The organism is Treponema denticola, assembly GCF_024181605.1.
GTDB classification, from domain to species: Bacteria; Spirochaetota; Spirochaetia; order Treponematales; family Treponemataceae; genus Treponema_B; species Treponema_B denticola_B.
Window position 1 is genome coordinate 1654044 of the sequence record NZ_CP054477.1, and the last position, 23325, is coordinate 1677368.

The 23325-nt window shown below is 40.0% G+C and carries 20 protein-coding genes and 1 pseudogene; 8 read left to right on the forward strand and 13 right to left on the reverse strand.

The window, feature by feature from the left end:
• Positions 1 to 50 precede the first annotated feature (50 nt).
• Positions 51 to 1508: a methylaspartate mutase subunit E gene (locus tag E4N80_RS07670; protein WP_253682473.1), complete on the reverse strand. Its 1458-nt coding sequence runs from the start codon at positions 1506 to 1508 to the stop codon at positions 51 to 53.
• A gap of 116 nt (positions 1509 to 1624) precedes the next feature.
• A complete protein-coding gene (locus tag E4N80_RS07675) occupies positions 1625 to 2365 on the reverse strand; it encodes a copper homeostasis protein CutC (protein WP_253698604.1) in 741 nt (246 codons plus the stop codon).
• Positions 2366 to 2479: 114 nt separating this feature from the next.
• Between E4N80_RS07675 and E4N80_RS07680 the strand changes: the two genes are divergently transcribed.
• The 4 genes from E4N80_RS07680 to E4N80_RS07695 all read left to right on the forward strand — a co-directional run bounded on the left by E4N80_RS07680 (position 2480) and on the right by E4N80_RS07695 (position 6159).
• On the forward strand, positions 2480 to 3700 hold the full coding sequence (locus E4N80_RS07680) for a hypothetical protein (RefSeq protein WP_253698606.1): 1221 nt from the start codon (positions 2480 to 2482) through the stop codon (positions 3698 to 3700).
• Positions 3700 to 5517 carry a DNA topoisomerase IV subunit B gene (locus E4N80_RS07685; protein WP_253698608.1) on the forward strand — a complete coding sequence of 606 codons (1818 nt, stop codon included), beginning with the start codon at positions 3700 to 3702 and terminating at the stop codon, positions 5515 to 5517. Before E4N80_RS07680 ends, E4N80_RS07685 begins: the two co-directional genes overlap by 1 nt.
• An 82-nt stretch (positions 5518 to 5599) precedes the next feature.
• Positions 5600 to 5842 (forward strand): AbrB/MazE/SpoVT family DNA-binding domain-containing protein, encoded by a 243-nt coding sequence (locus E4N80_RS07690; protein ID WP_253698610.1) that lies wholly within the window; start codon positions 5600 to 5602, stop codon positions 5840 to 5842.
• Positions 5830 to 6159 carry a type II toxin-antitoxin system PemK/MazF family toxin gene (locus E4N80_RS07695; protein ID WP_002683860.1) on the forward strand — a complete coding sequence of 110 codons (330 nt, stop codon included), beginning with the start codon at positions 5830 to 5832 and terminating at the stop codon, positions 6157 to 6159. The genes E4N80_RS07690 and E4N80_RS07695 overlap by 13 nt, the downstream gene beginning before the upstream one ends.
• Before the next feature lie 14 nt (positions 6160 to 6173).
• Here the strand turns inward: E4N80_RS07695 and E4N80_RS07700 are convergent, their stop codons facing one another.
• Positions 6174 to 6896 (reverse strand): tRNA threonylcarbamoyladenosine dehydratase, encoded by a 723-nt coding sequence (locus tag E4N80_RS07700; protein WP_253698612.1) that lies wholly within the window; start codon positions 6894 to 6896, stop codon positions 6174 to 6176.
• A 19-nt stretch (positions 6897 to 6915) separates the two neighbouring features.
• Entirely contained in the window at positions 6916 to 7974 is a 1059-nt protein-coding gene (locus tag E4N80_RS07705) for a phospho-N-acetylmuramoyl-pentapeptide-transferase (protein ID WP_253698614.1), read from the reverse strand.
• A gap of 76 nt (positions 7975 to 8050) precedes the next feature.
• Between E4N80_RS07705 and E4N80_RS07710 the strand changes: the two genes are divergently transcribed.
• The 4 genes from E4N80_RS07710 (at position 8051) to E4N80_RS07725 (ending at position 11207) form a co-directional block, all read left to right on the forward strand.
• A complete protein-coding gene (locus tag E4N80_RS07710) occupies positions 8051 to 8797 on the forward strand; it encodes a DUF368 domain-containing protein (protein WP_253698616.1) in 747 nt (248 codons plus the stop codon).
• Between the two features lie 110 nt (positions 8798 to 8907).
• Positions 8908 to 10170 (forward strand): uracil permease, encoded by a 1263-nt coding sequence (gene uraA / locus E4N80_RS07715; RefSeq protein ID WP_253698618.1) that lies wholly within the window; start codon positions 8908 to 8910, stop codon positions 10168 to 10170.
• 15 nt (positions 10171 to 10185) lie between these two features.
• A complete protein-coding gene (locus tag E4N80_RS07720) occupies positions 10186 to 10500 on the forward strand; it encodes an addiction module antidote protein (RefSeq protein WP_253698620.1) in 315 nt (104 codons plus the stop codon).
• 44 nt (positions 10501 to 10544) lie between these two features.
• On the forward strand, positions 10545 to 11207 hold the full coding sequence (locus E4N80_RS07725; RefSeq protein WP_253698622.1) for a C39 family peptidase: 663 nt from the start codon (positions 10545 to 10547) through the stop codon (positions 11205 to 11207).
• Between the two features lie 62 nt (positions 11208 to 11269).
• Here E4N80_RS07725 and E4N80_RS07730 read toward each other — a convergent pair whose 3' ends face one another.
• The 9 genes and pseudogenes from E4N80_RS07730 to E4N80_RS07770 form a co-directional block, all read right to left on the reverse strand.
• Positions 11270 to 12451 (reverse strand): YibE/F family protein, encoded by a 1182-nt coding sequence (locus E4N80_RS07730; protein ID WP_253698624.1) that lies wholly within the window; start codon positions 12449 to 12451, stop codon positions 11270 to 11272.
• 114 nt (positions 12452 to 12565) lie between these two features.
• A complete protein-coding gene (locus E4N80_RS07735) occupies positions 12566 to 14167 on the reverse strand; it encodes a 5'-nucleotidase C-terminal domain-containing protein (RefSeq protein WP_253698626.1) in 1602 nt (533 codons plus the stop codon).
• Between the two features lie 64 nt (positions 14168 to 14231).
• The gene (locus E4N80_RS07740; RefSeq protein WP_253698627.1) at positions 14232 to 15482 is read right to left on the reverse strand and encodes a peptidase U32 family protein; all 1251 of its coding nucleotides are present in this window, start codon (positions 15480 to 15482) and stop codon (positions 14232 to 14234) included.
• A gap of 2 nt (positions 15483 to 15484) precedes the next feature.
• The gene (locus E4N80_RS07745; RefSeq protein ID WP_253698629.1) at positions 15485 to 16426 is read right to left on the reverse strand and encodes an alpha/beta hydrolase fold domain-containing protein; all 942 of its coding nucleotides are present in this window, start codon (positions 16424 to 16426) and stop codon (positions 15485 to 15487) included.
• A 52-nt stretch (positions 16427 to 16478) separates the two neighbouring features.
• Complete coding sequence (locus E4N80_RS07750) at positions 16479 to 18269, reverse strand: ABC transporter ATP-binding protein (RefSeq protein WP_253698631.1); 1791 nt, start codon at positions 18267 to 18269, stop codon at positions 16479 to 16481.
• Between the two features lie 377 nt (positions 18270 to 18646).
• Positions 18647 to 19666, reverse strand: a pseudogene (locus E4N80_RS07755) (EF-P lysine aminoacylase GenX); the annotation flags it as partial.
• Positions 19667 to 19679: 13 nt separating this feature from the next.
• Positions 19680 to 20918, reverse strand: coding sequence for an ABC transporter permease (locus tag E4N80_RS07760; protein WP_253698633.1), 1239 nt, complete (start codon positions 20916 to 20918; stop codon positions 19680 to 19682).
• 7 nt (positions 20919 to 20925) lie between these two features.
• Complete coding sequence (locus tag E4N80_RS07765) at positions 20926 to 21891, reverse strand: efflux RND transporter periplasmic adaptor subunit (protein WP_253698634.1); 966 nt, start codon at positions 21889 to 21891, stop codon at positions 20926 to 20928.
• Positions 21892 to 23313 (reverse strand): hypothetical protein, encoded by a 1422-nt coding sequence (locus E4N80_RS07770; RefSeq protein ID WP_253701053.1) that lies wholly within the window; start codon positions 23311 to 23313, stop codon positions 21892 to 21894.
• Between the last annotated feature and the right edge of the window lie 12 nt (positions 23314 to 23325).

The following is a 23325-nucleotide window of genomic DNA, read 5'->3' on the forward strand; positions in this document are numbered from 1 at the left end:
TGTATTTCAAGCCGGAATGTTTATCGAATCTCCTAGTTCCTAAGATAATTTTAGTGTTTAGCCGGTCTTCCAACGAGAACACCGGAACTTACGGCATAAACATCATCAACCGACATTTGGAAGTCAACTTCCCTCTTATCGGCCTTGGCCCTCTCTTCAAGTTTTCCCCTGTTAAAGTCGAGAATGTCCTTTGTAAATGGCAGATTTCCCGGCATTAGATAGCGGATACATCCGTCATTGTCTCTGGCAGGCATTACTTTTCCGGCATTGTACTGGGAAGGGGCAAATGGAATGTCTATTACGCCGGCTTCAAAGGCCTTGATAGTGCCTTCAACCAAGTCTCCGCCTCCTATCTCATAGACTCTGTCCATAATACATTTTGTTTCTGCCTTGATAAGCTCAATCTCTTGGGCGAGTATTCTTGAATCGGGATAACGCTGTCCCTTCAAAAGGTTTAGAACCATCTTGGTAGCCTTGATACCTCCTGCATTTGCTTCTTTGGTAGGAATACCGAAAGCTTCATGCGGGGTTTTAACGATTACCTTTGTAGCTCCGGAAAGAGCGGCAGTGGTACTTCCCAAGGAGATAAGACCATAAGCTCTGGATTCATCGGCAGGGAAGCCTCCCATCCATTGATGGAAAACCGTGGTGATGCACATATCCTTGTAGCCGAATTTTTTCATATAGTCCTTTGTAATTTCTCTTAAAGAAATAACGGCTGCAACGTCTTGCGTCATGTTTCCGCACATGCCGTAACCTACGGTAATGCTCTTTACACCCTGCTCTGCGGCCAATAGGGCTTCGATAACGCCTACTGCAATAGCAACCGAAGGAGGAACGAGGGTTCCCGTAAGAGGGCCGAAGGGTTCTCTATTAAGGTGAACTCCGTTTTCTTCATAAAATCCTACGAGGCGGTCGGCATATTGCCAACACATTATGCTGTGTTCAATTGAAACAGCCTTTGCATAGGGAACGTTGTAGCTTATTCCTCCGCCTTCATTGGAGGTATAACCTCCGGCATGAATAATCTCTGAAAGAAGACGGGCATCGGGGGTTCCGTGTCTTGCCTGTAAGGGAAGATTTACGGCTTCCAAAACCTGACGGCAGGGGCCCACACCCCAGTTTACGGCAGGGAAACCGTTCATAAGAGAGCGGCCGGCCTTCTTTGAAGCTTCAATACCGGCCTCGCCTTCTTCATATCGGTTTTGACGCGTATAAGCGTCAATGGTGCTGGGCAAAAAGTCGGCACCGCCTTCATCCTGTAAAAACTGCAATAGGTTGATGTGTTCATCCAAAAGGGGAACACCGGCTCGCGGCTGAGCCGTAGTGATACCTTCTTTGTCCGCTTGTTCAAGTTTGATTGCAAAGTTTTTTTCAGGCGGGATCTTCTTTAAATAATCGATAGACTCTTTTAAGTCAACATCCTTTCCCGTGGGCCATGTTTGGAGAATTTCTTCCCGCATCTCCATAAACTCCCCCTCGGGTATTTTTTTATTTTTCCATCTCATACTCTTGCTCCTAAAGTATAATTTAGGATTGTATCACAATGATGATATAGCTTCAAGGGGAGGGAATACGGTTTTTATGGATTACCAATTAATTAATCGCTTCGATTGTTTACACATTACAAGCTTTTTAGAACCTTTGTCATCTCGTCAAGACCGGCAACCTCGATACTGTCCTCAGGCGGATAGAGGGCTCCTCCATAGTAGATTGAAGGATTTGCCTTGGTAGACGGCTCTTCCCTGCGTTTTAGAGCCGCAAAGTGAATCTGATCAACACCTGTGAGCTTGATTATTTTTGAAGCGTTTTTTTCGGTAATGCCGCCGCCGGGTAAAATTTCGATTCGGCCTCTTGCATGCTTTACCATTTTGGCAATTAAGTCGGCACCCTCATAGGCTGTAGGCTCTTGCCCGCTCGTTAAAACTCTGGTGAAGCCTAAAGAAATAAGCTCGTCCAGGGCCTTTAAGGGATCAGGCACCACATCAATGGCTCGATGAAAAACTTTATCCGCTCCCCCTGCAATTTTTATCAAAGCTTCACACCGTTTTGAATCGATGGTTCCGTCTTTTTTTAAAAAACCGAAAACAAGACCGTCAGCTCCGTTATCTATCAAAAGCTTTGCATCTTCAAGCATAGTCTTATACTCATAAGAAGAATAAAAGAAACCGGCAGCTCTGGGCCTTACCATGGTCATAACCTCAAGATGAGTTTCCTTTTTAACCAGCTTTAAGGTTCCAAGAGAAGGAGTCAGGCCTCCCAAAAAAAGAGAAGAATTAAGCTCAATCCTTGAGGCTCCTGCCTTTTCCGCCAAGACGGCATCCTCAAAGGATCCCGCACAAATTTCTATTTTAATATTTTTCATTTAGTACCTCATATTGTAATAAATTACCTCCGGCATTTTAAAAAATGAAGACGAAAATGTCAACATCAGAGGCCAGCTATTGTCAAGAAACAAATAAAAGGTTACAATAGAAAAATGAATAAGAGTAATAAAACAATTCCTGTTCTTTTAAAAGAATTAAAAGACCTTGAATCAAAACTGACGGAAGCCTATAAACAGCTTGGGAACAAACTTATTAAAGATACGGCAGATCCGGCCGCAGAAGCAAATGGGGTTTCTCAAGAAAATTTTCTTCAATGGCAAAAACTGCATGATGAAAGAAAATTTTGTACTGAAAGCGTTTTGGACATAAAAAACAACAGCACCCGCCTTTCGGAACTGGACAGCTTTAAAAAACAGATAAAAGACAGGCTCTCGGATACAAAAAAAGAGATAGAAAAGTTAAAGGGAGATTTTTTACTCAAAATTTACAAAGATTTTTTGCCACAGTGCGGAAGCCTTTTTGATTCTCCATCTGCCGAAATACGCACGGAAGAAGCAAAAATACATGATGCTCAAGAAAAAATAGAAACCTTAAAGACAGAAAAAAAGGAAGCGAACTTTTTTGCTAAGCTCGGCCTCTCAGGCAAGATTTCTTCCCAGGAATTAAAGGTAAAAAATTCCGAAAAAAAGATTAAAAATATTTTAACAAAATCGGATATAGATATTTACAATTCTCAAGAGGTAAAAGCTCTTTATGATGAAAATAAGCTTTCATCCGAACTAAAAAAAACTTACGAAGAAATTTTAAAACTCGGTACCGATTTAAGCGATTCGGAAAGCCGTCTCAAAATGATAGATGAGGAAACAGGCTTTGTTACTCAAAAATTAGCCGATGCCGGTGCAGACAAAAATTCTAAAAAACGGATCGATAACTTTACAAGCAGAATAAAAGAAATAGATGAAAAAATAGACCTTATTTTGGAATCTGCCGGAATAAAATATACAGACAAGTTTTATTCGGCCGAAGGAGATTCAGCTCTTGGGGAAACTCCTTCGGATGACGAACTGGGAAAATATGCATCCTATCTAAAAAAATCGGGTAAATACCGAAAAGAAATAAGCAAAACAAAATACAATATAGAATTCTGCGAAACAATGCAAAAAATTAAGGCGGAAGAAAATCAAATTCAAAATCTTAACCGCACAATCAAAAATTGCGAAAACGCAATTAAGGAAGCCGAAAGGAAAATCAGCAACTCTGAAACTGCCATCAAAAACTCGGAAGCTAAAATAGCCGATTTAAAAGACCTCGCAGTCGAACTTGAAGAGAAATTTGCGGATAAAACCTATGAGCAGGTTACGGAGGAAGAATAATGGCAACAAAAAAAGCAGTTTATGATGAGTCCAAAATAAAAACTTTGAGCTCCCTTGAACATATCCGGTTGAGGACGGGTATGTACATAGGCCGCTTAGGCGACGGCTCAAATCCCGATGACGGTATCTATATCCTCGTAAAAGAGGTCATAGACAATTCAATAGACGAATTTATAATGGGAAACGGTTCCCGCATAGATATTCAACAAGACGGAAACAAGGTAATAGTCCGCGACTTCGGGCGGGGAATTCCTTTAGGAAAATTGGTAGAATGTGTTTCGGTTATAAACACCGGTGCAAAATATAACGATGATGTCTTTCAGTTTTCGGTCGGCTTAAACGGGGTCGGAACAAAGGCTGTAAATGCCCTTTCGGAACATTTTAGGGTTGTAGCCGTGCGGGACGGCAAATATGCCGAAGCAATCTTTGAAAGAGGAAAGCTCGTAAGCGAAAAAAGCGGAAACACAAAACCTGGGATCAAAAACGGAACCCTTGTCGAATTCATTCCCGATACAAAAATTTTTGGGGACTATAAATTCAATTTGGACTTTATCGAAAAACGGATTTGGAACTATGCCTATTTAAACTCCGGCCTTACCTTGAGTTTTAACGGAAAACTTTTTAAATCCGAAAACGGCCTTTTGGACTTGCTTGAATCCAATGTAGGAACTTCAACAATTTATGAAGTCTGCCGATTCAAGGAAAAACAGCTTGAGTTTGCTTTTTCGCACACAAACAATTACGGCGAAACCTACTACTCCTTTGTAAACGGACAATACACTTCCGACGGCGGAACCCACCTTTCAGCCTTTAAGGAAGGCTTATTAAAAGGCATTAACGAGTATTTTAGAAAGAACTATAAGAGCGAAGATGTAAGAGAGGGAACCTGTGCCGCCGTTTCCGTAAAGATTCAAGCTCCGGTATTCGAAAGCCAGACAAAAAACAAGCTTGGCAACACCGAGGTGCGCTCTTGGATAGTCAACGATACAAAGTCGGCAGTTGTAGAATGGCTGCAAAAAAATGCGGACTCTGCCGCAAAACTTGAAAGCAAGATAATTGCCAACGAAAAACTCCGCACCGAGCTTAACACGGTAAAAAAAGAAGCAAAGGCGGCAGCAAAAAAAATTGCCATAAAGATTCCGAAATTAAAGGACTGCAAATTCCATTTAGGAGACGGAAAATTCGGTGAAGACACCATGATCTTTATTACCGAAGGAGACTCTGCTACAGGGGCAATGGTTTCAAGCAGGGATGTTTTAACGCAGGCAATTTTTTCTCTTCGAGGAAAGCCCGAAAACATGTACGGCAAAAAACGGGCTCAGATATACAAAAACGCCGAGCTTTATAATATGATGATGGCCCTGGGCATCGAAAACGATATTGAGGGCTTGCGCTACTCAAAGATTGTAATCGCAACTGATGCGGATAACGACGGCTTTCATATCCGTAACCTGCTTTTAACCTTCTTTTTAAGCTATTTTGAAGAGCTGGTTACCTCAGGACGGGTTCATATCTTGGAAACGCCCCTATTCAGGGTACGCACCAAAAAAGAGACAAACTATTGCTATTCCGAAAAAGAAAGAGATGAGGCCGTAAGCCGCCTTGGGGCTTCTTCCGAAATTACCCGCTTTAAGGGCTTGGGAGAAATAAGCCCAAAGGAATTCGGGCAATTTATCGGGCAGGATATAAAACTCCTCCCCGTAACGGTTCAAACCCTAAAAAAAGTTCCTTCAATTTTGGAATTCTACATGGGCAAGAACACCCCGGAGCGCCGCAAATTTATCATGAAAAATCTTCTGGCCGAGATAGACGCTTAATTACTTCTCCGGCGGGTAAAAAAAGCTTGACTCTTTATTGTGATTACAATATAATTACATAAAGGAGACAAGGAGGCCTTTTATGATTGTATCGCTTGTACCTGTGGGAAATTCACGCGGAATAAGATTACCGAAACTCGTGCTTGATAAGGTTTCAAGTGCAGATAAGTTTGAAGTGGAGGTTTCGGAAAAAGGAATTTTATTAAAACCTATAAAATACGAACCTCGAAAAGGGTGGGAAGAAACCTTTCGTAAGATGCACCAAAATAATGAAGACTTAGCGGAGGATATCCCCGAGCCAAGGGATTTTCAATGGGAATGGTAATTAAGCAATACGAGGTCTATCTTATAAACCTAGATCCCACAATAGGCCATGAAATACAAAAAACAAGGCCTTGCTTGGTAATATCTCCCGATGTTATGAATAACAATATTTCCACCGTTATTATTGCCCCTATGACTACAAAGTCTCATGCTTACCCGACAAGAGTCAGTATAAAATTTGAAGGCAAAAATGGATGGATAGTATTGGATCAAATCAGAACCGTAGACAGGGTAAGATTGGTAAAGCATTTGGGAAAGATAAAACCGGCAGAAGTCCTTGCCGTAAAAAAAATCATTAAAGAAATGCTTGTCGATTAAAATACGAATCGGGCTTACAATGTTTCTTTAAAAGAAGCCGTCTGATACAGGCTTTTAATTACCTCTCCGGCGATTAAAAGGCCGGCGATGGAGGGTACCCAAGCAGCCGAGGCCGGAGGGTTTTGTTTTACGGTACATTCGGTTTTAGAATAAAGTACCTTCAAGTGCTTAACATTCCTTTTTTTAAGCTCGGTACGCATTACCTTACAAAGGGGACAGACACTTGTTTTGTAAATATCTGCAAATTCAAAATCGGCATTTAGGCGGTTTCCGCAGCCCATCGCCGAGATAATGGGGACATCATTTTTTTCGGCCTCGGCTGCAAGAAAAAGTTTTAGGGCTATTGTATCGACGGCATCAACTATAAAATCTACCCTTTTAAAAAAATTTTCACCTAAGATTTTATAAAAACTATCGGGCAAGATAAAGGAATTTACAGTTTTTATTTTACATGCCGGATTTATATCGGCAATACGCTCCATTGCAATTTCTGTCTTAGCTTTTCCGATGGTAGAATAAAGGGCATAAAGCTGTCGGTTGATATTGCTTTCTTCTATCTTGTCGCCGTCAATCAAAATAAGCTGCCCTGCCCCGTTTTGGGCAATCCCGCTTCGGGCAAGAGCCTCGGCAGTATAGCTTCCTACGCCTCCCAAACCGAAAACCGCAATCCGAGCGTTTTCAATTTTCTTTAAATTTTCAGAACCTAAAAGAGGCTCAAACCTCGATAAAAAACTCATTGTCCTAAAAATTATAAGCCTATCTAATCTTAAATAGAATTCCTAAAATCACAATCGTAATTAAAATTTGGAGAATCACAAAGCGGATTAAAACCTGAGTCGGCGACCACTGCAAATTCTTTTTCATGTGGTCATGAAGGGGAAACCTGATATTTTTAAAAATACGGATTTTAAAAAAGCGGAGCATAACCACTTTTAAAATACCCGTTCCTCCGTTTATGAGGATAACGCCGCTCGTCATCAAAAGGATAAAAGGATTCCGCGAAATAATTACAAGAACGCCGATAAAAAATCCCAAAGCACGCGAGCCGGCATCTCCCATAAGAACCTTACTCGGATAGGCATTATGCCAAAGATAACCTGTAAGAACTCCGCAGAGGGTAAAAATCATAACTGCCCATTTTGCTCCCGTATTGATATTGGGAATCAGAAGATAGGCCGCAACTTTTACATGTCCCAAAATAAAATAAAAAACTACACCGAGGGAAACAAGGGCTAGGAGAATAAGAGTCCCCGAAAGGCCGTCAACTCCGTCAGTACAGTTTGTTGTATTAATTGAAATCCACAAAATAATTATGGAAACGGCAAAGAAGACAATAGGATGCACCTCAATAAGGTTCGATGTAAAAGGAAGCCAAAAGGACACCTTTCCTTCAAAATAGATATAAAAAATAACAAGGGCAGTCGCGGCCGATAAAATAAAATCCAAGCCGCCCTTTAAATATTCTCCCCATGACTTTTCAGATCTGTCATCTAAAAATCCCGTCAACATAACGGCAAAGGTTATAATCAAAACAAGGCTCTGCGTAATGGTAGGTGTAATCAATAAAAAAACACAGAGCACGAATATGGAGATAAAAACCACTCCGCCTCCCGTAGGCTTTCCTACGGCAGCTTCGGGATTTACGGTAAACTCCCGTCCTCTGTCTTTCGGCAATTTGGAATAAAATTTAGGCAAGAGTAAAACCGTGATTAAAAAGCCCAAAAACAAGCCTAAAGAAATTAAAACGGCATAGGATTGTAAAAGTCTCATCGGCCCGAAATAGGGACCAAGCAGTTCTGCAATATGGTATAACATTTCCGTATTATACCAAATTTTTATAGATTGTGTCTATTGTATTGTTTATATTGTAAAATTTATGTATATTTAAGAAATGTTAAACTATATAAAGAAGATAATAGCAGGCATCGCCGTAGGTATAGCAAATGTTATACCAGGGGTTTCAGGCGGAACCATAGCCGTCGTTTTCGGAGCTTATTCCGACCTTATAGGGACTGCAAGCCTTGACATCAAGACTATCAAAGCCAATTTTAAAATTTACCTTTGCCTTTTCGGAGGCATTGGCTTAGGAGTCCTCCTATTTGCACGCCTTTTCAAACTTGTTTATGAAAGATTTCCCATACAGACCAATTTCTTTTTTGTAGGCCTCATTGTGGGAAGTATCTTTATAATCTTTGACCTTGTACGTGAAAAAGAAAAAGAGAGCTCTTTTACAAAGGTCTCCAAAATTGTTTGGTTTTTTATAGGTTTAAGCATAATGCTTGCCCTATACTTTTCTAAAGGTGCGGCAGCCTCATCAGCCACTGCCATAGAAACATTGAGCTTCGGCAATTTTATCCTTTTATTCCTTATAGGTTTTGCAGGAGCTGCCGCAATGGTAATTCCGGGTATATCCGGTTCCTTCCTCCTTTTGATACTGGGAGCTTATTATACCGTAATCAAAGCCATTACCGACTTTAATATTCCGGTACTGATTCCTATAGGTTTAGGAGTTCTAGCCGGCTTCATTCTTTCTGCCCGTTTAATAGGTTTTTTAATGGAGAAATTTCCCAAGATAACCTACGCCTTTATTTTAGGGCTGGTTGCCGGTTCAATCCGTCACATGCTCCCCGATGGCTGACTGCTGCCTTCGATGAGGCTGGCTGCAGTCCTCTGTATGCTTGCAGGCTGGGGCCTGATAACGGTATTTGAAAAGATAAAAAAAGATTAAATTGAAATAAGGAAATTAACATGTCACATAAAAGAATTTATCAAGTTGACGAAAAAGTTCCGGCGGGGCTTTTCTTACCTTTAAGTATTCAACATACATTTGCAATGTTCGGAGCTTCGGTTTTAGTTCCGATTATATTCGGAATTGATGCAGGCATCGTATTATTTATGAACGGTGTGGGAACCCTTTTATTTATAGCCATAACAAAGGGAAAATCTCCCGCCTACTTGGGTTCAAGCTTTGCTTTTTTAGGACCTGCCGGCCTGATTATTTCTTCCATAGGATTTCAGTATGCCCAAGGGGCCTTTATAGTAACAGGACTTTTAGGCTGCCTCATAGCCTTTATAATTTATAAGTTCGGAACCTCATGGATAAATGTCATTCTTCCGCCTGCTGCTATGGGAGCCGTCGTTTCCCTGATCGGTTTTGAACTTACGGGACTCACTGTTCGAGGCGGAACTATCGGGGCAAACATCATGACGGAATCGGCCTCACATGGCGACATAATAGTTTTTTTTATTACGATAGGAGCTGCCGTTTTGGGTTCGGTTCTTTTTAAGGGCTTTTTATCTACCATTTCTATTTTAATTGCAAGCATTGCAGGCTACATAGCCGCAGTCTTTTTCGGTATGGTAGATTTTTCGATAATAAGAGAAGCAGGGCTTTTTACCCTTCCCCATTTTCAGCTTCCTAAATTCGATCTCATGGCAATTATCACAATGCTTCCCGTTCTTTTGGTTATCACAAGCGAACATATAAGTCATCAGGTAGTAACTTCCAACATCATCGGAAAAGACCTATTAAAAAATCCGGGACTTCACAGGAGTATCTTTGCCGATAATTTTTCGACAGCTCTTTCAGGCCTTGTCGGAGGAGTGCCCACTACAACCTACGGCGAAAACATAGGAGTTATGGCTGTTACAGGTATTTACAGTGTTTATGTAATTGCAGGAGCTGCAATCATTTCAATTTGTATGGCCTTTATAAGCCCACTAGCTGCCCTAATCCGTACCGTGCCCGGAAACGTCATAGGCGGCATAACATTCTTGCTCTATGGAATGATAGGAGCTTCGGGAATACGCCTTTTAGTAGATTCAAAGGTCGATTATTCAAAATCAAAAAACTTAATCCTAACCTCGATAGTATTCACCACAGGATTGAGCGGCCTCAGCATAAAATTCGGAGAAATCGAATTTAAGGGAATGGTTTTAGCCTCCCTCGTTGCAGTAGCTTTAAGCCTTATCTTTTTTATTTTTGAAAAATTTGGAGTGCTGGAAGAATAGGGAGCTCGTATGAATATGAAAATATCAAAATGGGACGCAGCAGATTATCTTAAAACAAGAAAGGATATTGCAATATATTTAGATGAAATACTAAAAATTGCAAGAGAAGATAATATGCCGGAACTATTTATAGAAGCCCTTGGAGATGTAACCAGAGCTCAAGGAATGGCAGATCTAGCAAAAACAATAGATGTCAGTAGAGAAAGCCTTTATAAATCGCTATCAAAAAAAGGGAATCCCTCTTTTTCAACAATCTTTAAAGTTCTTGAATTTCTTAATTTAGAAATGAGCATCGCTGCCCCAAAAACTTTAAAACAAGTAAGCATATAAAAAAGTAGGCATTCTCAAAAAAAATATTGGATAAGTATTTGACAATGGAAATTTTGATGCGGATACAAAAAAGATTTTTGTTTTTCTTTTTAGTACTCATTCAGCTTGCCGTTTTAATCGCAAGTCTAGGCAGAGTTTTTCCGTCCGTCGGATTAAACACAAAAGAAAACCATAGACAAAAAAATATCTTAGCCATGAGCGATATTTATTACCATCAAACTTTTAATAACTGTGCACCCTATTCTGCAATGGCTGCGATAAATGTAATAACAAAAAAAGAAATAGATCCGGAACTTTTAGCAAGAGAAACAGGATGGCGGATAAAAAATAACTTAACCATGCCGCGAGGCCTTATTCAAGTATTGCACAAACATGGAATAAAAACAAAAGAAAAAGTTTTATCCTGCTACTCCGATGCCGAAAAAATTAATTGGATAAAAAATACAGTCGACGAAGGAAAGCCGATTATTCTTTTAATAAAAATAAAGAAAGTTTTACATTATATAACGGTAATAGGTTACGACGAAAAAGGTTTTATTCTTTACGACTCTCTGCAAGAAAAGACAAAATCAAATCCGCGAAAAACAATAAAAGACAAACCTCAATATTATGGAAACCGTTATTACGAATATTCCGGCCTTATAAAACTTTGGGATAAGGGAGGCTATAAAATATTTTTTAAAAATTGGGCATTGGTTTGCGGATAAAATTATTTCCTTTGCAAATAAAGAATCCCGGGATTCGATTTAGGAAAACCATCAAAACCTTTTTAGTTTTTTCTAAAAATATTTACTAAGTTTACGGTTATGGGAATCGTACAGATTAAACCTATACTTCCTGAGACGGCACGCAATATCTCGGCCGATAAAATTTCCAAATTTATGATTTCGGTAAACCCGTGCGAAAAAATGATAAAGAGTAAAAGTACGGGAATTGACGTACTAACATAGGCTAAAATAAGCGTATTGGACATTGAACCTATAATATCCCGCCCTATATTCATCCCAGATTTGATCAGCTGCTTATTCGGTATCTTAGGACTTACAGATACAATCTCCCACATTGAAGAAGAAATAGACATAGCTACATCCATAACGGCTCCGAGGGAGCCTATCATAATGCCTGCAAATAAAAGTCCCTGATAATCTATTTTACGGTACTGCGGAACAAAGGCTAACATTTGAGCATCCTCATTTCCCAAACCTGAAAGTCTTAGAATTTTTCCTGCAACAAAGGCAAAAAGGCCTGCTATAATAACCCCGCCTATAGTTCCCAAAATAGCCGTATAGGTTTTGTTATTCATTCCCGAAATAATAAAAAGAGTAATAACGGAGGCAAGACTGCAAATTATAATAGCCCAAAAGATAGGATTATAACCTTGAAGGATAAGGGGAAGAAAAATGCCGAATATCAGGCCTATGGTAAGCCCTAGGGAGATAAGAGCCTTTAGACCGTTTTTTTTGCCGACAAAAATTAAAACCGCTGCAAAAATAAAAATAAGAGCATAGACCTTATAGTCCCTTGCCCTCTCATAAATGCGCAAGTTGTTTACCTTCCCTGTTTCATCTTCATCCAGCTGTAAGATGAGCTTTTCGTTTACCTTAAAAATAAGTTTATAAGGAATGGCGAGCTCTATAGTATTCCGGATTGTATAAACCTCACCCCTATGCTTTCCGGTTAAAATTTTTATCTTTAAATGCTGATAACGGAAGTCCGACTCTATCGGAATATCGGGGCGTTTTTCCTTTGTATCGTCATAAACGATTTCGATAACTTTAGCCTTAACGACCTGACTTTCGGGAGCATTTATATATGTACTATAATAACTGCTTAAGCCATCATACTTCTTCTCCATATCTTGAGATAAATTTTCAGAGGAAATTCGCCCTGTGTCTTCTGCATATAAATTAAAAAATAAGAGGCTTACAATAAAAAGGAAAATACGTTTCATGTCCGGTTCCGTTCATCTTTACTTAGAAGCCTCTAAAAACATCAGTTTTTAGAGGCTTCCTTTAATAAAAAGCGGCGAGAAAGTTTTCTACACCGCTTTTATAATCGAATCCTGTTATTTGCTTATATCTTTAATATAATCGACAGGTATGGGTTTAATTGTTTTAGCCTTTTTAATGGCGTCAATGAGAGCATCTCTTATAGATACGCTTTCGGCAGAATTTGTTGCCTTGCTAAAATCATAGGAATCTCCTCCCGTAAACATAAAGCTGTTTACCACAACCTTATATTTTTTATTCATATCAAGGGGTGTTCCGTCCATAAGAGTAATCTTTGTGATTCTGTTTTCAAAAGGCTTTCTACCGTCATATTCTACCCTTAAACCTGCAAATTGACCGTCGGTAATATTAGGATTCATTATACCGTGATCGATTGCCTTTTTAATCTCAGAACCTGGAAGATCGAAAACGACAAGATAATTATCAAAGGGCATAATCTCATAAAGGTCGCCTACGGTGATATTGCCTGCTGCAAGGGTTCGGCGTAAGCCTCCTCCGTTTTGAATGGCTATATCGGCCTTTCCCAATTGGCGCTGAACTTCAGCTGCCCATGCACCCAAAAGGGTATTGCTTCCCTTTTCGCTTCTTTCATGGGTAAACTCGCCCTCAGCAACACCGATTACTTCACCCATAATAGGTTTCAGCTCCGTGTCATATTTTGCAAAGAGAGCCTTGCCTTTTTCATCCTCGATAAGAGAATCTTTGTGCTTGTAGATTTCATCGACTGCGGATTCAATCTTTGCAATCTTGTTCTCGCTTCCGAAGGTGATGCTGAGTTTACCTACAGCCCTGCCGTAACAATAGGCTTGAAGTATGGGAATACCGTTTACATTTCCTGAAACTGTTCGATGGCTGTGAGCCGAAAGAACAGCATCCAAACCCTTAATTTCGGTAAGTTTAACGGCATTGCCGCTGATTTTTCCATCTTCTTGGAATGAATCGATGTGGGTTAAGGCAATAATTGCATCGGGCTTGCCTTCTTTAGCCTTTCCGGCTAATAGATAGTTTACCCATTCTTGGCCTGTTTTTACCGGATCGGTAAATTCCAAACCGCTTACATGTTCAGCACTTGTCAATACGGCCGTATCGGGGTGAGCCAAACCGATAAAGGCAATCTTGTAATTTCCTTTTTTGATGATTGAATAGGGCTTTGCCCATGATACGGGCTTTCCCGTCTTCTTTTCGACAATGTTTGCAGCCAAGAAGGTAAAGTTTCCGTCCTTTTGCCACTTTGTCATGCGGTTTGAACCCCAGTCAAATTCATGGTTACCTACGGCACAGACCTTTACATCCATAGCCCTCATCATAGCCGAAACGGGAGCTCCGTAGGTAAGATTGGATATGGCTGTTCCTTGATAGTTATCGCCTCCTGCAACCACAATGGTGTTAGGATTTTCCATTCCGGCAGTGCGGACATAGCCTATCATCTTAGCCATACCGGCATTCTTTCCCTTTCCGGGACGGGTATCTTCTGCAACGTTTCCGTGAAAGTCGTTAAAAAGAAGAATATCGACCTGGTTTGCAGGGGCATTTGCCTCAATTCCCGCATACTGACCGCTTACATCATGGGATTCGGTTTCACATCCTGTAAAAGCGGCACTCAGGATGAGAACGATCACAACAAAGCCTGCGGCTTTAAAAAATTTGCTGTTCTTCATAAGCATACTCCTATAAAAGCTTCTAATAATTTGATAATAAAATTATACACCAGTATAAGAAAAATTACAAGTTTTCTTTACACCTTACCAAGAATTTTTCGGCTATGGGTTTATCGGTTTTGATGATACAGGGATGACCGTGGCAAACCCAATCCATTTTTTCTTTTGTGTCGGGTTTAAGAAGGGTATAGTCCCTGTCCTCTATAGAACAAATATCGGGGCCGACATATTCGAGCGGAATACAGGAATCTATCTTATTCATCGAAATAAATTCATATTCATTTTCCGAAAGTCTTTTACCGATTTTGCCCGCAAGCATGTAGGGAGACTTTGACTCGCCTGCGGTTGTCTTATTTGCTTCCGCACTCGAAAAATAAAAGCCTGTAGAAAACTCCCGGTGGGCCGTATTGTACAATTCTTCTACAAAGGGAGCCGCTTCATCGGCGCTTATTTTTCCGTTTAAAAAATCTATTTTTTTGCGGTAGGCCCTTGCGGTTAAGGCCGTATAGTAAATGCTTTTCATGCGGCCTTCGATTTTTAAAGAATCGACCCCTGCTTCTTTCATCTTGTCGAGGTAGTCTATCATACACAAATCTTTTGAAGAAAAAAGGGCCGTATAGTTTTCGCCCTCTTCTACGGGAAAAAGCTCGCCCTTCCGCTCTGATTCTTCGACAAAGAAGTGTCCGTCTTTTTCGGAATACATCTTATAATTCCAGCGGCAAGAATGGGTACAGGCACCTGCGTTTGCGCTTCGGTCGGTAAGATAGGCGCTTATCAGGCAGCGTCCAGAATAAGAAATACACATTGCCCCATGCACAAAACATTCAAGCTCTATTTCGGGAACCCTTTGTTTTATTTCGCGCACATCCTCAAGGCTTGCTTCCCTTCCCAAAACCACGCGGGAAAAACCTAAGTCCTTGTACACCCTTACAGCCTCATAGTTTATGCAGTTTGCCTGCGTACTTAAATGAAGCGGAATATCGGGAAAGTTTTCTTTTAAAATTCGGGCGGCTCCCAAATCTTGAACTATAAAGGCATCGAAGGGATATTGCTTAAAATATTTTACCTCTTCTAAAAGTTTTTTTAAGTCCTCATTATGAAAAGAAATATTTATTGCGCAATAAAGTTTTTTTGTTAAGCCGCGTTTTTTGTATTCTTCTTTTAAAAGGGAAATATTTTTATATTCTTCTCCCGAAAAATTATCGGCCTTGGCTCTAAGCGAAAAGTTTTTTAATCCTATATAGGCTGCATCGGCTCCGTACTCCCATGCATAATCCAATTTTTCAAAATTACCCGCAGGCGAAAGAAGCTCCATTATTATTCCCCTATCAAATCGGCCTTATTTTCTATCACCGAGCCCTTATCAAAAAAGCCGGTTATTTTTTTTCCGACAGCTTCAACTTCAAGATGAGCATTGGCAAAGTAATCGGGAACAGCCTGAAACAAATGCGGCATGTTATCCTTTTTATCGAGTATAGCCCTTCCTCCGGCCTTTTCTATTTTTTCGCAAAGCCTGATTGAGTCATCTAAAAGAATCTCATTACTGCCGCATTGAATAAAAACAGGCGGGAAATTTTCAAAGTTTCCAAAAATAGGAGAAACAAGCTCGTTGGTAAGATTTTTTTCTTCCGTGTATAATTGGGCGGCTCCCAATAAAGCTTCTTGAGAAAAAACAAAATCTTTTTTGCGGTTTACGCTTAAGCCCTCGCTTGAACAGCTTAAATCCACCCAAGGCGAAAATAAAATCAGTAAGGCAGGCAGAGGAAGACGCTTATTTTTTAAATAATGGATTAGCGAAAGAATCAAGCCGCCCCCTGCCCCGTCTCCTGCAAGAATCAAATTTGCAGATTCAACCTTATGCGATTCTATAAGCCTTGCATAGACCTTGTAAACATCTTCAAGGGCGGCAGGAAAGAGATGTTCGGGAGCCGTCTTGTACTCCGGTAAGTAAAGATCGGCAGAAGCTTCATGAGCAAGCCCCGCACAAAAGGAGCGGTAAGTTTTTTTTGTTCCGCTGATAAAAGAGCCTCCATGAGCATATAGAATTACCCTGCCGGAAACAGCCATCTCAGGCTTTAAGACATCCGTATCGACTCCCCGCAATTTGATTTCGGATAAGTCTACATTGTTCGGCACATAGGGAGAATAAAGAATATCGTCATAGGCAAGTCTTAACTCATCTATTGTATGTTTTCGAGAAAGAACAGCCTTTTTAAATTTCTTTTTTAATTCGCGTAAATCCTTCAATTCGTTTTGCACCTAAATGTCTCCCATTTAATTGGTTTTTGATTAACTAGTTTTGTGGCATCGATTAAAACTCATCAAGCTTGCGTAAATTTGCATAGATGCCGTTTAAACTTAAAAGCTCCTCGTGAGTGCCGCTTTCCATAATGCCTTCATCGGTAACCACCAAAATCCTATCGGCATTTCTTATTGTAGAAAGACGATGGGCTATAACTATTGTAGTCCTCTCCTCAGAAAGCTCCTCAATCGCCCTTTGAATTAAAATTTCGTTTTCGGTATCGAGAGCTGAAGTCGCTTCGTCCAAAATCAAAATCGGAGGATTTTTTAAAAAGACTCTGGCAATGGAAATCCTTTGCTTTTGACCGCCTGAAAGCATAACGCCACGCTCTCCCACGTAAGAATCATAACCTGCTTCCAAGCTCATAATAAAATCATGGATATGGGCATTTTTAGCGGCTTCAATAATTTCCTCATCGGAAGCCTTAGGTTTTCCGTAGGCTATATTTTCTTTTATGGTTCCGCCGAAAAGATAAACGTCCTGCTGTACAATTCCGATATTTTCTCTCAATGACTTTAAGGTTAAGTCCCGAATATCCTTACCGTCTATGCTTATCTTTCCGTTTATTACATCATAAAAACGGGGAAGAAGGGAGCATATAGTCGTCTTTCCGCCGCCTGAAGGGCCTACGAGAGCAAGGGTTTTTCCTGCAGGAATATCGATGGAAATATTTTTTAAGATTGTTGTAGTTTCATTATAGCTGAAATCTACATTTTCGTATTTTATATTTCCTTTTACATCCTTTAGCTCGACGGCATCTTCTTTTTCGGTAATCTCCGGTGCAGTTTCTACAACCTGTAAAAAGCGTTTAAAACCGGCAGCTCCTTTTTGGAACATCTCGGTAAAATTGATTAGGAGATTTATAGGAGCAATATAGATATTTATGTACAAAACATAGATGGTCAAATCGGGAATTGTCAGCTCATTTCTTGCAACAAAAAAGCTTCCGGCTAAAACCGTTACGATAAAAAACAAGCCCTGCAAAAGACCGTTTACACCGACAAACTGCCCCATCTGCATGTAGTTTAAATATTTTGAATGAACAAAGGCCTCGTTTGCCGCATAGAATTTTTTGCTTTCCAGTTCTTCGTTTGCAAAGGACTGCACCACCCTTATCCCCGAAAGCGTATCCTGCACTTGGGAATTTATTCCGGCTATGGTTTTACGGTTGAGCATAAAGATTTTACGCATCTTTTTGTTTTGAAAAAAAGTAAAGATGAACATAAGGGAGGTAACCGAAGCCAAAATTAGGGTAAGCCTTACATTGATAAAACAAAGGAGTGCAAAAGAACCTATTATTTTTAAAAAGGAAATAAAAAGGTTCTCGGGGCCGTGATGTGCCAGTTCCGATATATCGAAAAGGTCTGAAACAATCCGCGAAATCATGTCTCCCGTTTTATTTTTATCGTAATATGAAAAGGAAAGACGCTGCATGTGGTTAAAAAGGTCATTTCTCATATCCCTTTCCATTCTGGCACCCATAATATGGCCCCATGAGGTTATAAAATACTGGGCAAAATACCTTATTATATAAAGCCCCAAAAGAATTGCTGCAATTATAAGTCCAAGGTATATAATCGCCGAGGCTTGCACATCAAAGCCAAAAATAGTCTTATCCGAAAAGAGCAAAAGCTCACCGCTTCTTATTTTTGGAATTACCCTTGTTAAGTATCTTATCACTTGGGGAAAAACCAAGTCCACCGCAGATACCAAAAGGGCACAAAAAAGATCAAAGAAAAACAAGAATTTATAAGGCTTGTAATAAGCCGCAAATTTTAAAAATGTGCTTTTTTTATGCATATTTTGATAATATATGATAATCAAAAAAAAGTAAATAGGCATTTTAAAAGGCCGTGTTTAATTTAACCGCAGCGAGTGCCAAGTGTTGAGCTCACGCCCAACTTCGCAAAGGAATTTTTTTTCTAATTTACTATTTTTTTTAATTGTAATAAAGCGGGGTTTCCAAAGAGGTATCCCCTTTGGCGGCGCGAAAACTTATGAAAAACAGGTTCCTTTGATTTAACCGCGGATTTCAATGTTTTGGGAAAGATTTTTTAATTTGTAATCGGTAATTATAAATTACTCATTGAACCGGCTGCAGATCCAATTACCGGCACGGCCGTATATCCAGTTACCGGCAAGGCCGTATATCCAGTTACCGGCAAGGCCGTATATCCAATTACCGGCCCTAGAGTTTTTTTTCCTGCCAAGAGCATGATGAGTCGGTCAAAGCCCATGGCAACACCGGAGCATGGCGGCATCTTAGAGCAAATTTTCCCGAAATCTTTTACAGGGGGATGCGGAACTAGAGCATTTTTTTGCTTTAATTCGTTTTCGTTTTTAAAATAAGAATTTATTTTGTTTTCATTTCTTTCTTCGGTATAGCAGTTTGCAAGCTCAACCCCGTTTAAATAAACTTCCCAACGCTCGACGGTCTTCCATTCAATAACTTCATTTTTTTTATTGAAAACCTTTTCGGAATTTTCTGCGGCAAGGCAGGGCACAAAGGCGGGATAATCCAAAAGAGCTATGAGTTTGTTTTTAGGAAGATTGGGCTCGACGGCGTGGACTAAAATAAGCTCGTATAAATCATCCTCTTTCCAATCCGAGTAGTTTTCAGCCTCTCCGAGCCCTAAGTTTTCGGCGTAGTAAGCGAATTCCTCCGGCGAATGTTCCGTACTTAAAGGAACTCCTGCGTATTTTCTAAAGGCCTCGTCCATAGTCAGACACTCAAATCCCTTTGACAAGATTTTTAAGACCTCCCCGTCAACAAGAGGATTTTCTTTTACCCTATCGGAAACATGGCTTAAAAATTCTTCGCTTATCTTTACGGAATCTTTATAGTTTGCGTTTACCGTGTAATATTCCAGCATGGTAAATTCGGGGCTATGTATATTGCCTATCGATTCTGCATTGCGGTAGCATTTTGAAATTTGAAAAACCGAGCGGGAAGTTTGGGCTATTATCGGCTTAATATAAACTTCGGGCGAGGGAACCAAAAAAAGAGCTTTCCCCTGATGGGTATCTTTTGATAAGGACGGACTTAGATATTCCGTTTTGAAAACTTCCAAACAGGTTTCGGGGATTAGCTCTCCCGAAAGAGCCGGCGTATCCAATTCCAAATAATTCTTTTTAATAAAAAATTCTCTTGCGGCCTGAATACTCAGGGCACGCAATTCTAAAGCTTCAATATCCATAAGAAAACCTCATTTATTCTGCAAGGGCTAGGACGGGATCAAGCCTTGCAGCCTTGATTGCGGGATGAAGGCCGAAAAATATTCCCGTACATACGCTGACCGAAAAGGCTATCAGCGAGCCCGAAAAGTTGGGTAAAAAGATTATTTCGGGAGGGAAGAAAACATTTACAATCAGCTTACTGATTAAAAGCCCTAAAACTATACCTATGAGCCCCCCTGTAAGAGTAAGAGAAGCCGACTCTATTAAAAACTGCATTCTTATGGCTCCGCCCGTGGCCCCTAGAGCCTTTCTTATGCCTATCTCCCTTCGGCGTTCGGTAACGGTAACAAGCATTATATTCATAATGCCGATGCCCCCGACAAGGAGGGATATTCCCGCTATGGCCGAAAGCACAAGGCTTACCATTCCGGTAATCTTAGTCATTTGCTCAAATTGCTGGCGGGCAGAGTACACCCAGATTGCAAACCGATTACCGCCCGACAGTTCTTCAGAAAAATCTTGAATCTTTACTTCAACATTGGAGGAGTCCTTAGGGTCCGAAATAGCAACTTCGGCTGACCAAACGGTTTCAGCTATTTTTCCCGGAAGCCTACTCAAAGCAAATTTTCTTGGAACAAAGACGGCATCAGAGGTGCGGAGCACCCAAGTGTTTTTAGGTTTTACAACGCCTATGACCTGAAGACGCATAATAAGGGGAGGAGATTTTTCACTGCTTGACGGAATCTGCAAAGTAATAAATTTACCTACAGCCCTACCCTCGGGAAAAAGCTGAAAAGCTATTCTTTCGCCTATAACAGCTTTTTCCGCTCCCATAGAATAATCGGAAGAAGAAAAAAAACTGCCGTAATCCATAACCACACGGTGAGATTCAAGCATTTCAGCTTCAATTCCTTCTATATCGCTAATTTCAATCCGTAAATCATTCCTTATAATCGAGGCTTGAAAAGTGTTGGAATAAAAAACATGCTTTATTTCCGGTATTCTTTGCATCAGCTTTTTACGGAAAGCTTCATCAAATTTTATGATTTTACCTTCACCTGTGAATTCGGGATTATCCATCTGAGTGCCTATGTTGATTATATCCATACTGAACTCTTCAAACTCTTTTATCATACTGTTTGAAAGAGAACTTGCAAGGCTTGTAACAATTATAACCGAGGTAACGCCTATCACTATACCCAATAAGGAAAGAAGGGTGCGCATCTTGTTTGTTCTAAAATTATGAAGGGCGTTTATAAAATCTTCAAACATTTTTCTCTTACCACTTAGGAGGTTTCACCCTCAAGGTATCGCCTTCCTTTAAGCCGGATAAAACTTTTACCGTTCCTTGAGTATAGGCTTCAACTTCGACATTAACCCTTTCAATCTTGCCGTTTTCAAGAACTCTTTCAACGTATGGTTCGCCCTTATCGTAGGAAAGAGCCATTTGGTCCAAAAGCAAAACTTCTTCATCTTCACCGGCAATAATGTTTCCGCTAAAAGAATAACCGGGTAAAACATTTTCGGGAAGCTTATCGACAACTATCTTTGTTTCTATCACAGTTGCACCCCTTTGGGAGCCGGACTTAGCGATTGAAGAATGATAGGTAACACGGCCTTCCACTTTTTCATCACCGAGAGCTTGAAAGCTGAGTAAAACTTTTTGCCCTACCTTTAACCGCGGAACATCTCCTTCGGAAACATCGACAGTAGACTTAAAAAAGGAGCGGTCTATAATCACCCCGAAATTATCCTTGGGCATAACGTATGAACCTTCGGTAAGATCAAAAGAAACGACTATGCCGTCAAACTTTGCATAAACGCTTCTATCCCGTAAGGCTCTCTTTAAAGATTCAAGCTCCAGTTTCATAAGTTCAAGGTTTTTAGAATAGCCTTGCAATTTTTCTTTTTCAATAGCAAATTCCTGCTTTGCAACTTGAAAAGCCTGATAGGTATTGTCAAGGGCAAAAATAAGGTCTCCTTTTTTTACGGTGTCGCCTTCTTTAACCGCAACCTTTTTTATAAGACCTTCGCCCGGTGAGTGAAGGTTTTGCTGTTGAGCAGGCTGAATATAACCTGAAACTTGAATGACATCCTGTATTACTTCTTTAGTTACCGTAACCGTTTGAGAAATCTCCTCAGTTCCTTTCTTGGGTAAAAAAAGAATCCAAACTATCAAAAGTATAATTATTGCGGCAGCAATAATTAAAATAATCTTTTTATTTTTTTGCTTTGTATCCTGCATTTATTTTTCCTCTATATCAAAAGCTTCTTTTAATTCGGCATTGAAAATATGTACGGCGATATTCGAATCGGCTGAACCTAAAAGAGCGGTAATATATTGCAAAGAAGCCTGCTTATTTTCCAAAGCGTTTATAAGTCCCCTTTGGAACCATTTAGCATGTTCTTCGGCATTTTCTTTATAAATATCCAGTTCTTCGGCATAGCGGATTTGCTGCCATTCAAGCTGCTCCCATTTAAGCTTAAAAGTATTAAACTCTTTAGCAAAATTATTCCTCGTGTTTCCCAGCTTTATCTTTTCGCCCGCTTCTTTTAAGGCAACATTTTTTTTATTAAGATAATAATCATAAATTGCAAGCGGGTTTATCGAAAAAGACACCTGCATGGACGGAACGGAAGCTGAGTCCAGACTTAAGCTAAGGCCCGTATCAAGCCTTACCCCGGGAAACATCAGCTGCAGCCCCGAACTTATATTCTCAAGTTTATTCATGTATGAACCCGTGTAAGAATATCCCAAACTTGCAGAAGCCGAAAAGGGGCTTAAATCCATTTTATTTTTTTCGAGAAGTTTTTTATAATCATTTTCCGCTTTTAAAAGAGGTTTATAGTTTTCGGCCCTTAGGTTTTCCATAGAAATCAGCCTTTGTTTCGGGAGGCTTTTTGCAAGCATTATAAAAAATTCATCTTCGTCTTTTTTTGGAATATCAAGACCGCAGGACTCAAAAAAAAGACGGGCAGAAACCTCAAAAGAAAATTCCGTTTCTTTTTCTGTCCTTTCGGAGCTTATCAAATTAAGCCTTGCCGTTCTTAACTTTGAAGATGTTTCGGAATAGCCTTCTGCAAGAATCTGTTTGTAGTTAATATCGGCCTGAATGCCTGAAAGCCTCTTTGAAAGAAGAGCCGAATATTCGTTTAATATTTTTTGAATATCGGTTAAAAGTTTTTTTTCGGCAAGCTCTTTAACTCTCCGCACTTTTTTTTCGGCCTCTTTAAGAGCCTCCAAAGAGTTTTCAATTTCCTGCTTTTTTCTTTTGCGGGCTTGACTGTAAATATCTCCCGAAAGCCCCAGCGAAAAATCTTGAGAACTTTTTCCCATCTTATAGGAATAAGGAGCGGACAGCTTGAGCCCCAGATTATTATAAAGAGGCATACCTGCCGAAACCGAAGGCTGTACGGAAAATCCCGATTTATCCTTTTCTGAACTAAGATTAAAATTTAAGGTAGAACTAAAATCAAAGGCAAAGAGGGAATTGAGCCTTACGGATTTATAATTATTTAGAGCTATCGCCGCCTCGTTTTCTATCAAGACAATATCGGTATCGTTTTTGCAACGGTACTCCAAAATTCTGTCATAAATATTTTCTTGAGCAAAAAGGACATTTAACGAAATGAAGAGATAAATAAAAAAAGAATTATGTTTAAGCATTTTTAACACTTG

What these genes read in the sequence shown, in the direction of transcription:
- E4N80_RS07700 (WP_253698612.1), bottom strand. Translation starts at nt 6,896, where the DNA reads ATGAGTTTTTTATCGAGGTTTGAGCCTCTTTTAGGTTCTGAAAATTTA.
- uraA (WP_253698618.1), top strand. Translation starts at nt 8,908, where the DNA reads ATGTCACATAAAAGAATTTATCAAGTTGACGAAAAAGTTCCGGCGGGG.
- E4N80_RS07730 (WP_253698624.1), bottom strand. Translation starts at nt 12,451, where the DNA reads ATGAAACGTATTTTCCTTTTTATTGTAAGCCTCTTATTTTTTAATTTA.
- E4N80_RS07735 (WP_253698626.1), bottom strand. Translation starts at nt 14,167, where the DNA reads ATGAAGAACAGCAAATTTTTTAAAGCCGCAGGCTTTGTTGTGATCGTT.
- E4N80_RS07710 (WP_253698616.1), top strand. Translation starts at nt 8,051, where the DNA reads ATGTTAAACTATATAAAGAAGATAATAGCAGGCATCGCCGTAGGTATA.
- E4N80_RS07760 (WP_253698633.1), bottom strand. Translation starts at nt 20,918, where the DNA reads ATGTTTGAAGATTTTATAAACGCCCTTCATAATTTTAGAACAAACAAG.
- E4N80_RS07670 (WP_253682473.1), bottom strand. Translation starts at nt 1,508, where the DNA reads ATGAGATGGAAAAATAAAAAAATACCCGAGGGGGAGTTTATGGAGATG.
- E4N80_RS07765 (WP_253698634.1), bottom strand. Translation starts at nt 21,891, where the DNA reads ATGCAGGATACAAAGCAAAAAAATAAAAAGATTATTTTAATTATTGCT.
- E4N80_RS07750 (WP_253698631.1), bottom strand. Translation starts at nt 18,269, where the DNA reads ATGCATAAAAAAAGCACATTTTTAAAATTTGCGGCTTATTACAAGCCT.
- E4N80_RS07675 (WP_253698604.1), bottom strand. Translation starts at nt 2,365, where the DNA reads ATGAAAAATATTAAAATAGAAATTTGTGCGGGATCCTTTGAGGATGCC.
- E4N80_RS07690 (WP_253698610.1), top strand. Translation starts at nt 5,600, where the DNA reads ATGATTGTATCGCTTGTACCTGTGGGAAATTCACGCGGAATAAGATTA.
- E4N80_RS07695 (WP_002683860.1), top strand. Translation starts at nt 5,830, where the DNA reads ATGGGAATGGTAATTAAGCAATACGAGGTCTATCTTATAAACCTAGAT.
- E4N80_RS07680 (WP_253698606.1), top strand. Translation starts at nt 2,480, where the DNA reads ATGAATAAGAGTAATAAAACAATTCCTGTTCTTTTAAAAGAATTAAAA.
- E4N80_RS07740 (WP_253698627.1), bottom strand. Translation starts at nt 15,482, where the DNA reads ATGGAGCTTCTTTCGCCTGCGGGTAATTTTGAAAAATTGGATTATGCA.
- E4N80_RS07705 (WP_253698614.1), bottom strand. Translation starts at nt 7,974, where the DNA reads ATGTTATACCATATTGCAGAACTGCTTGGTCCCTATTTCGGGCCGATG.
- E4N80_RS07770 (WP_253701053.1), bottom strand. Translation starts at nt 23,313, where the DNA reads ATGCTTAAACATAATTCTTTTTTTATTTATCTCTTCATTTCGTTAAAT.
- E4N80_RS07725 (WP_253698622.1), top strand. Translation starts at nt 10,545, where the DNA reads ATGGAAATTTTGATGCGGATACAAAAAAGATTTTTGTTTTTCTTTTTA.
- E4N80_RS07720 (WP_253698620.1), top strand. Translation starts at nt 10,186, where the DNA reads ATGAAAATATCAAAATGGGACGCAGCAGATTATCTTAAAACAAGAAAG.
- E4N80_RS07685 (WP_253698608.1), top strand. Translation starts at nt 3,700, where the DNA reads ATGGCAACAAAAAAAGCAGTTTATGATGAGTCCAAAATAAAAACTTTG.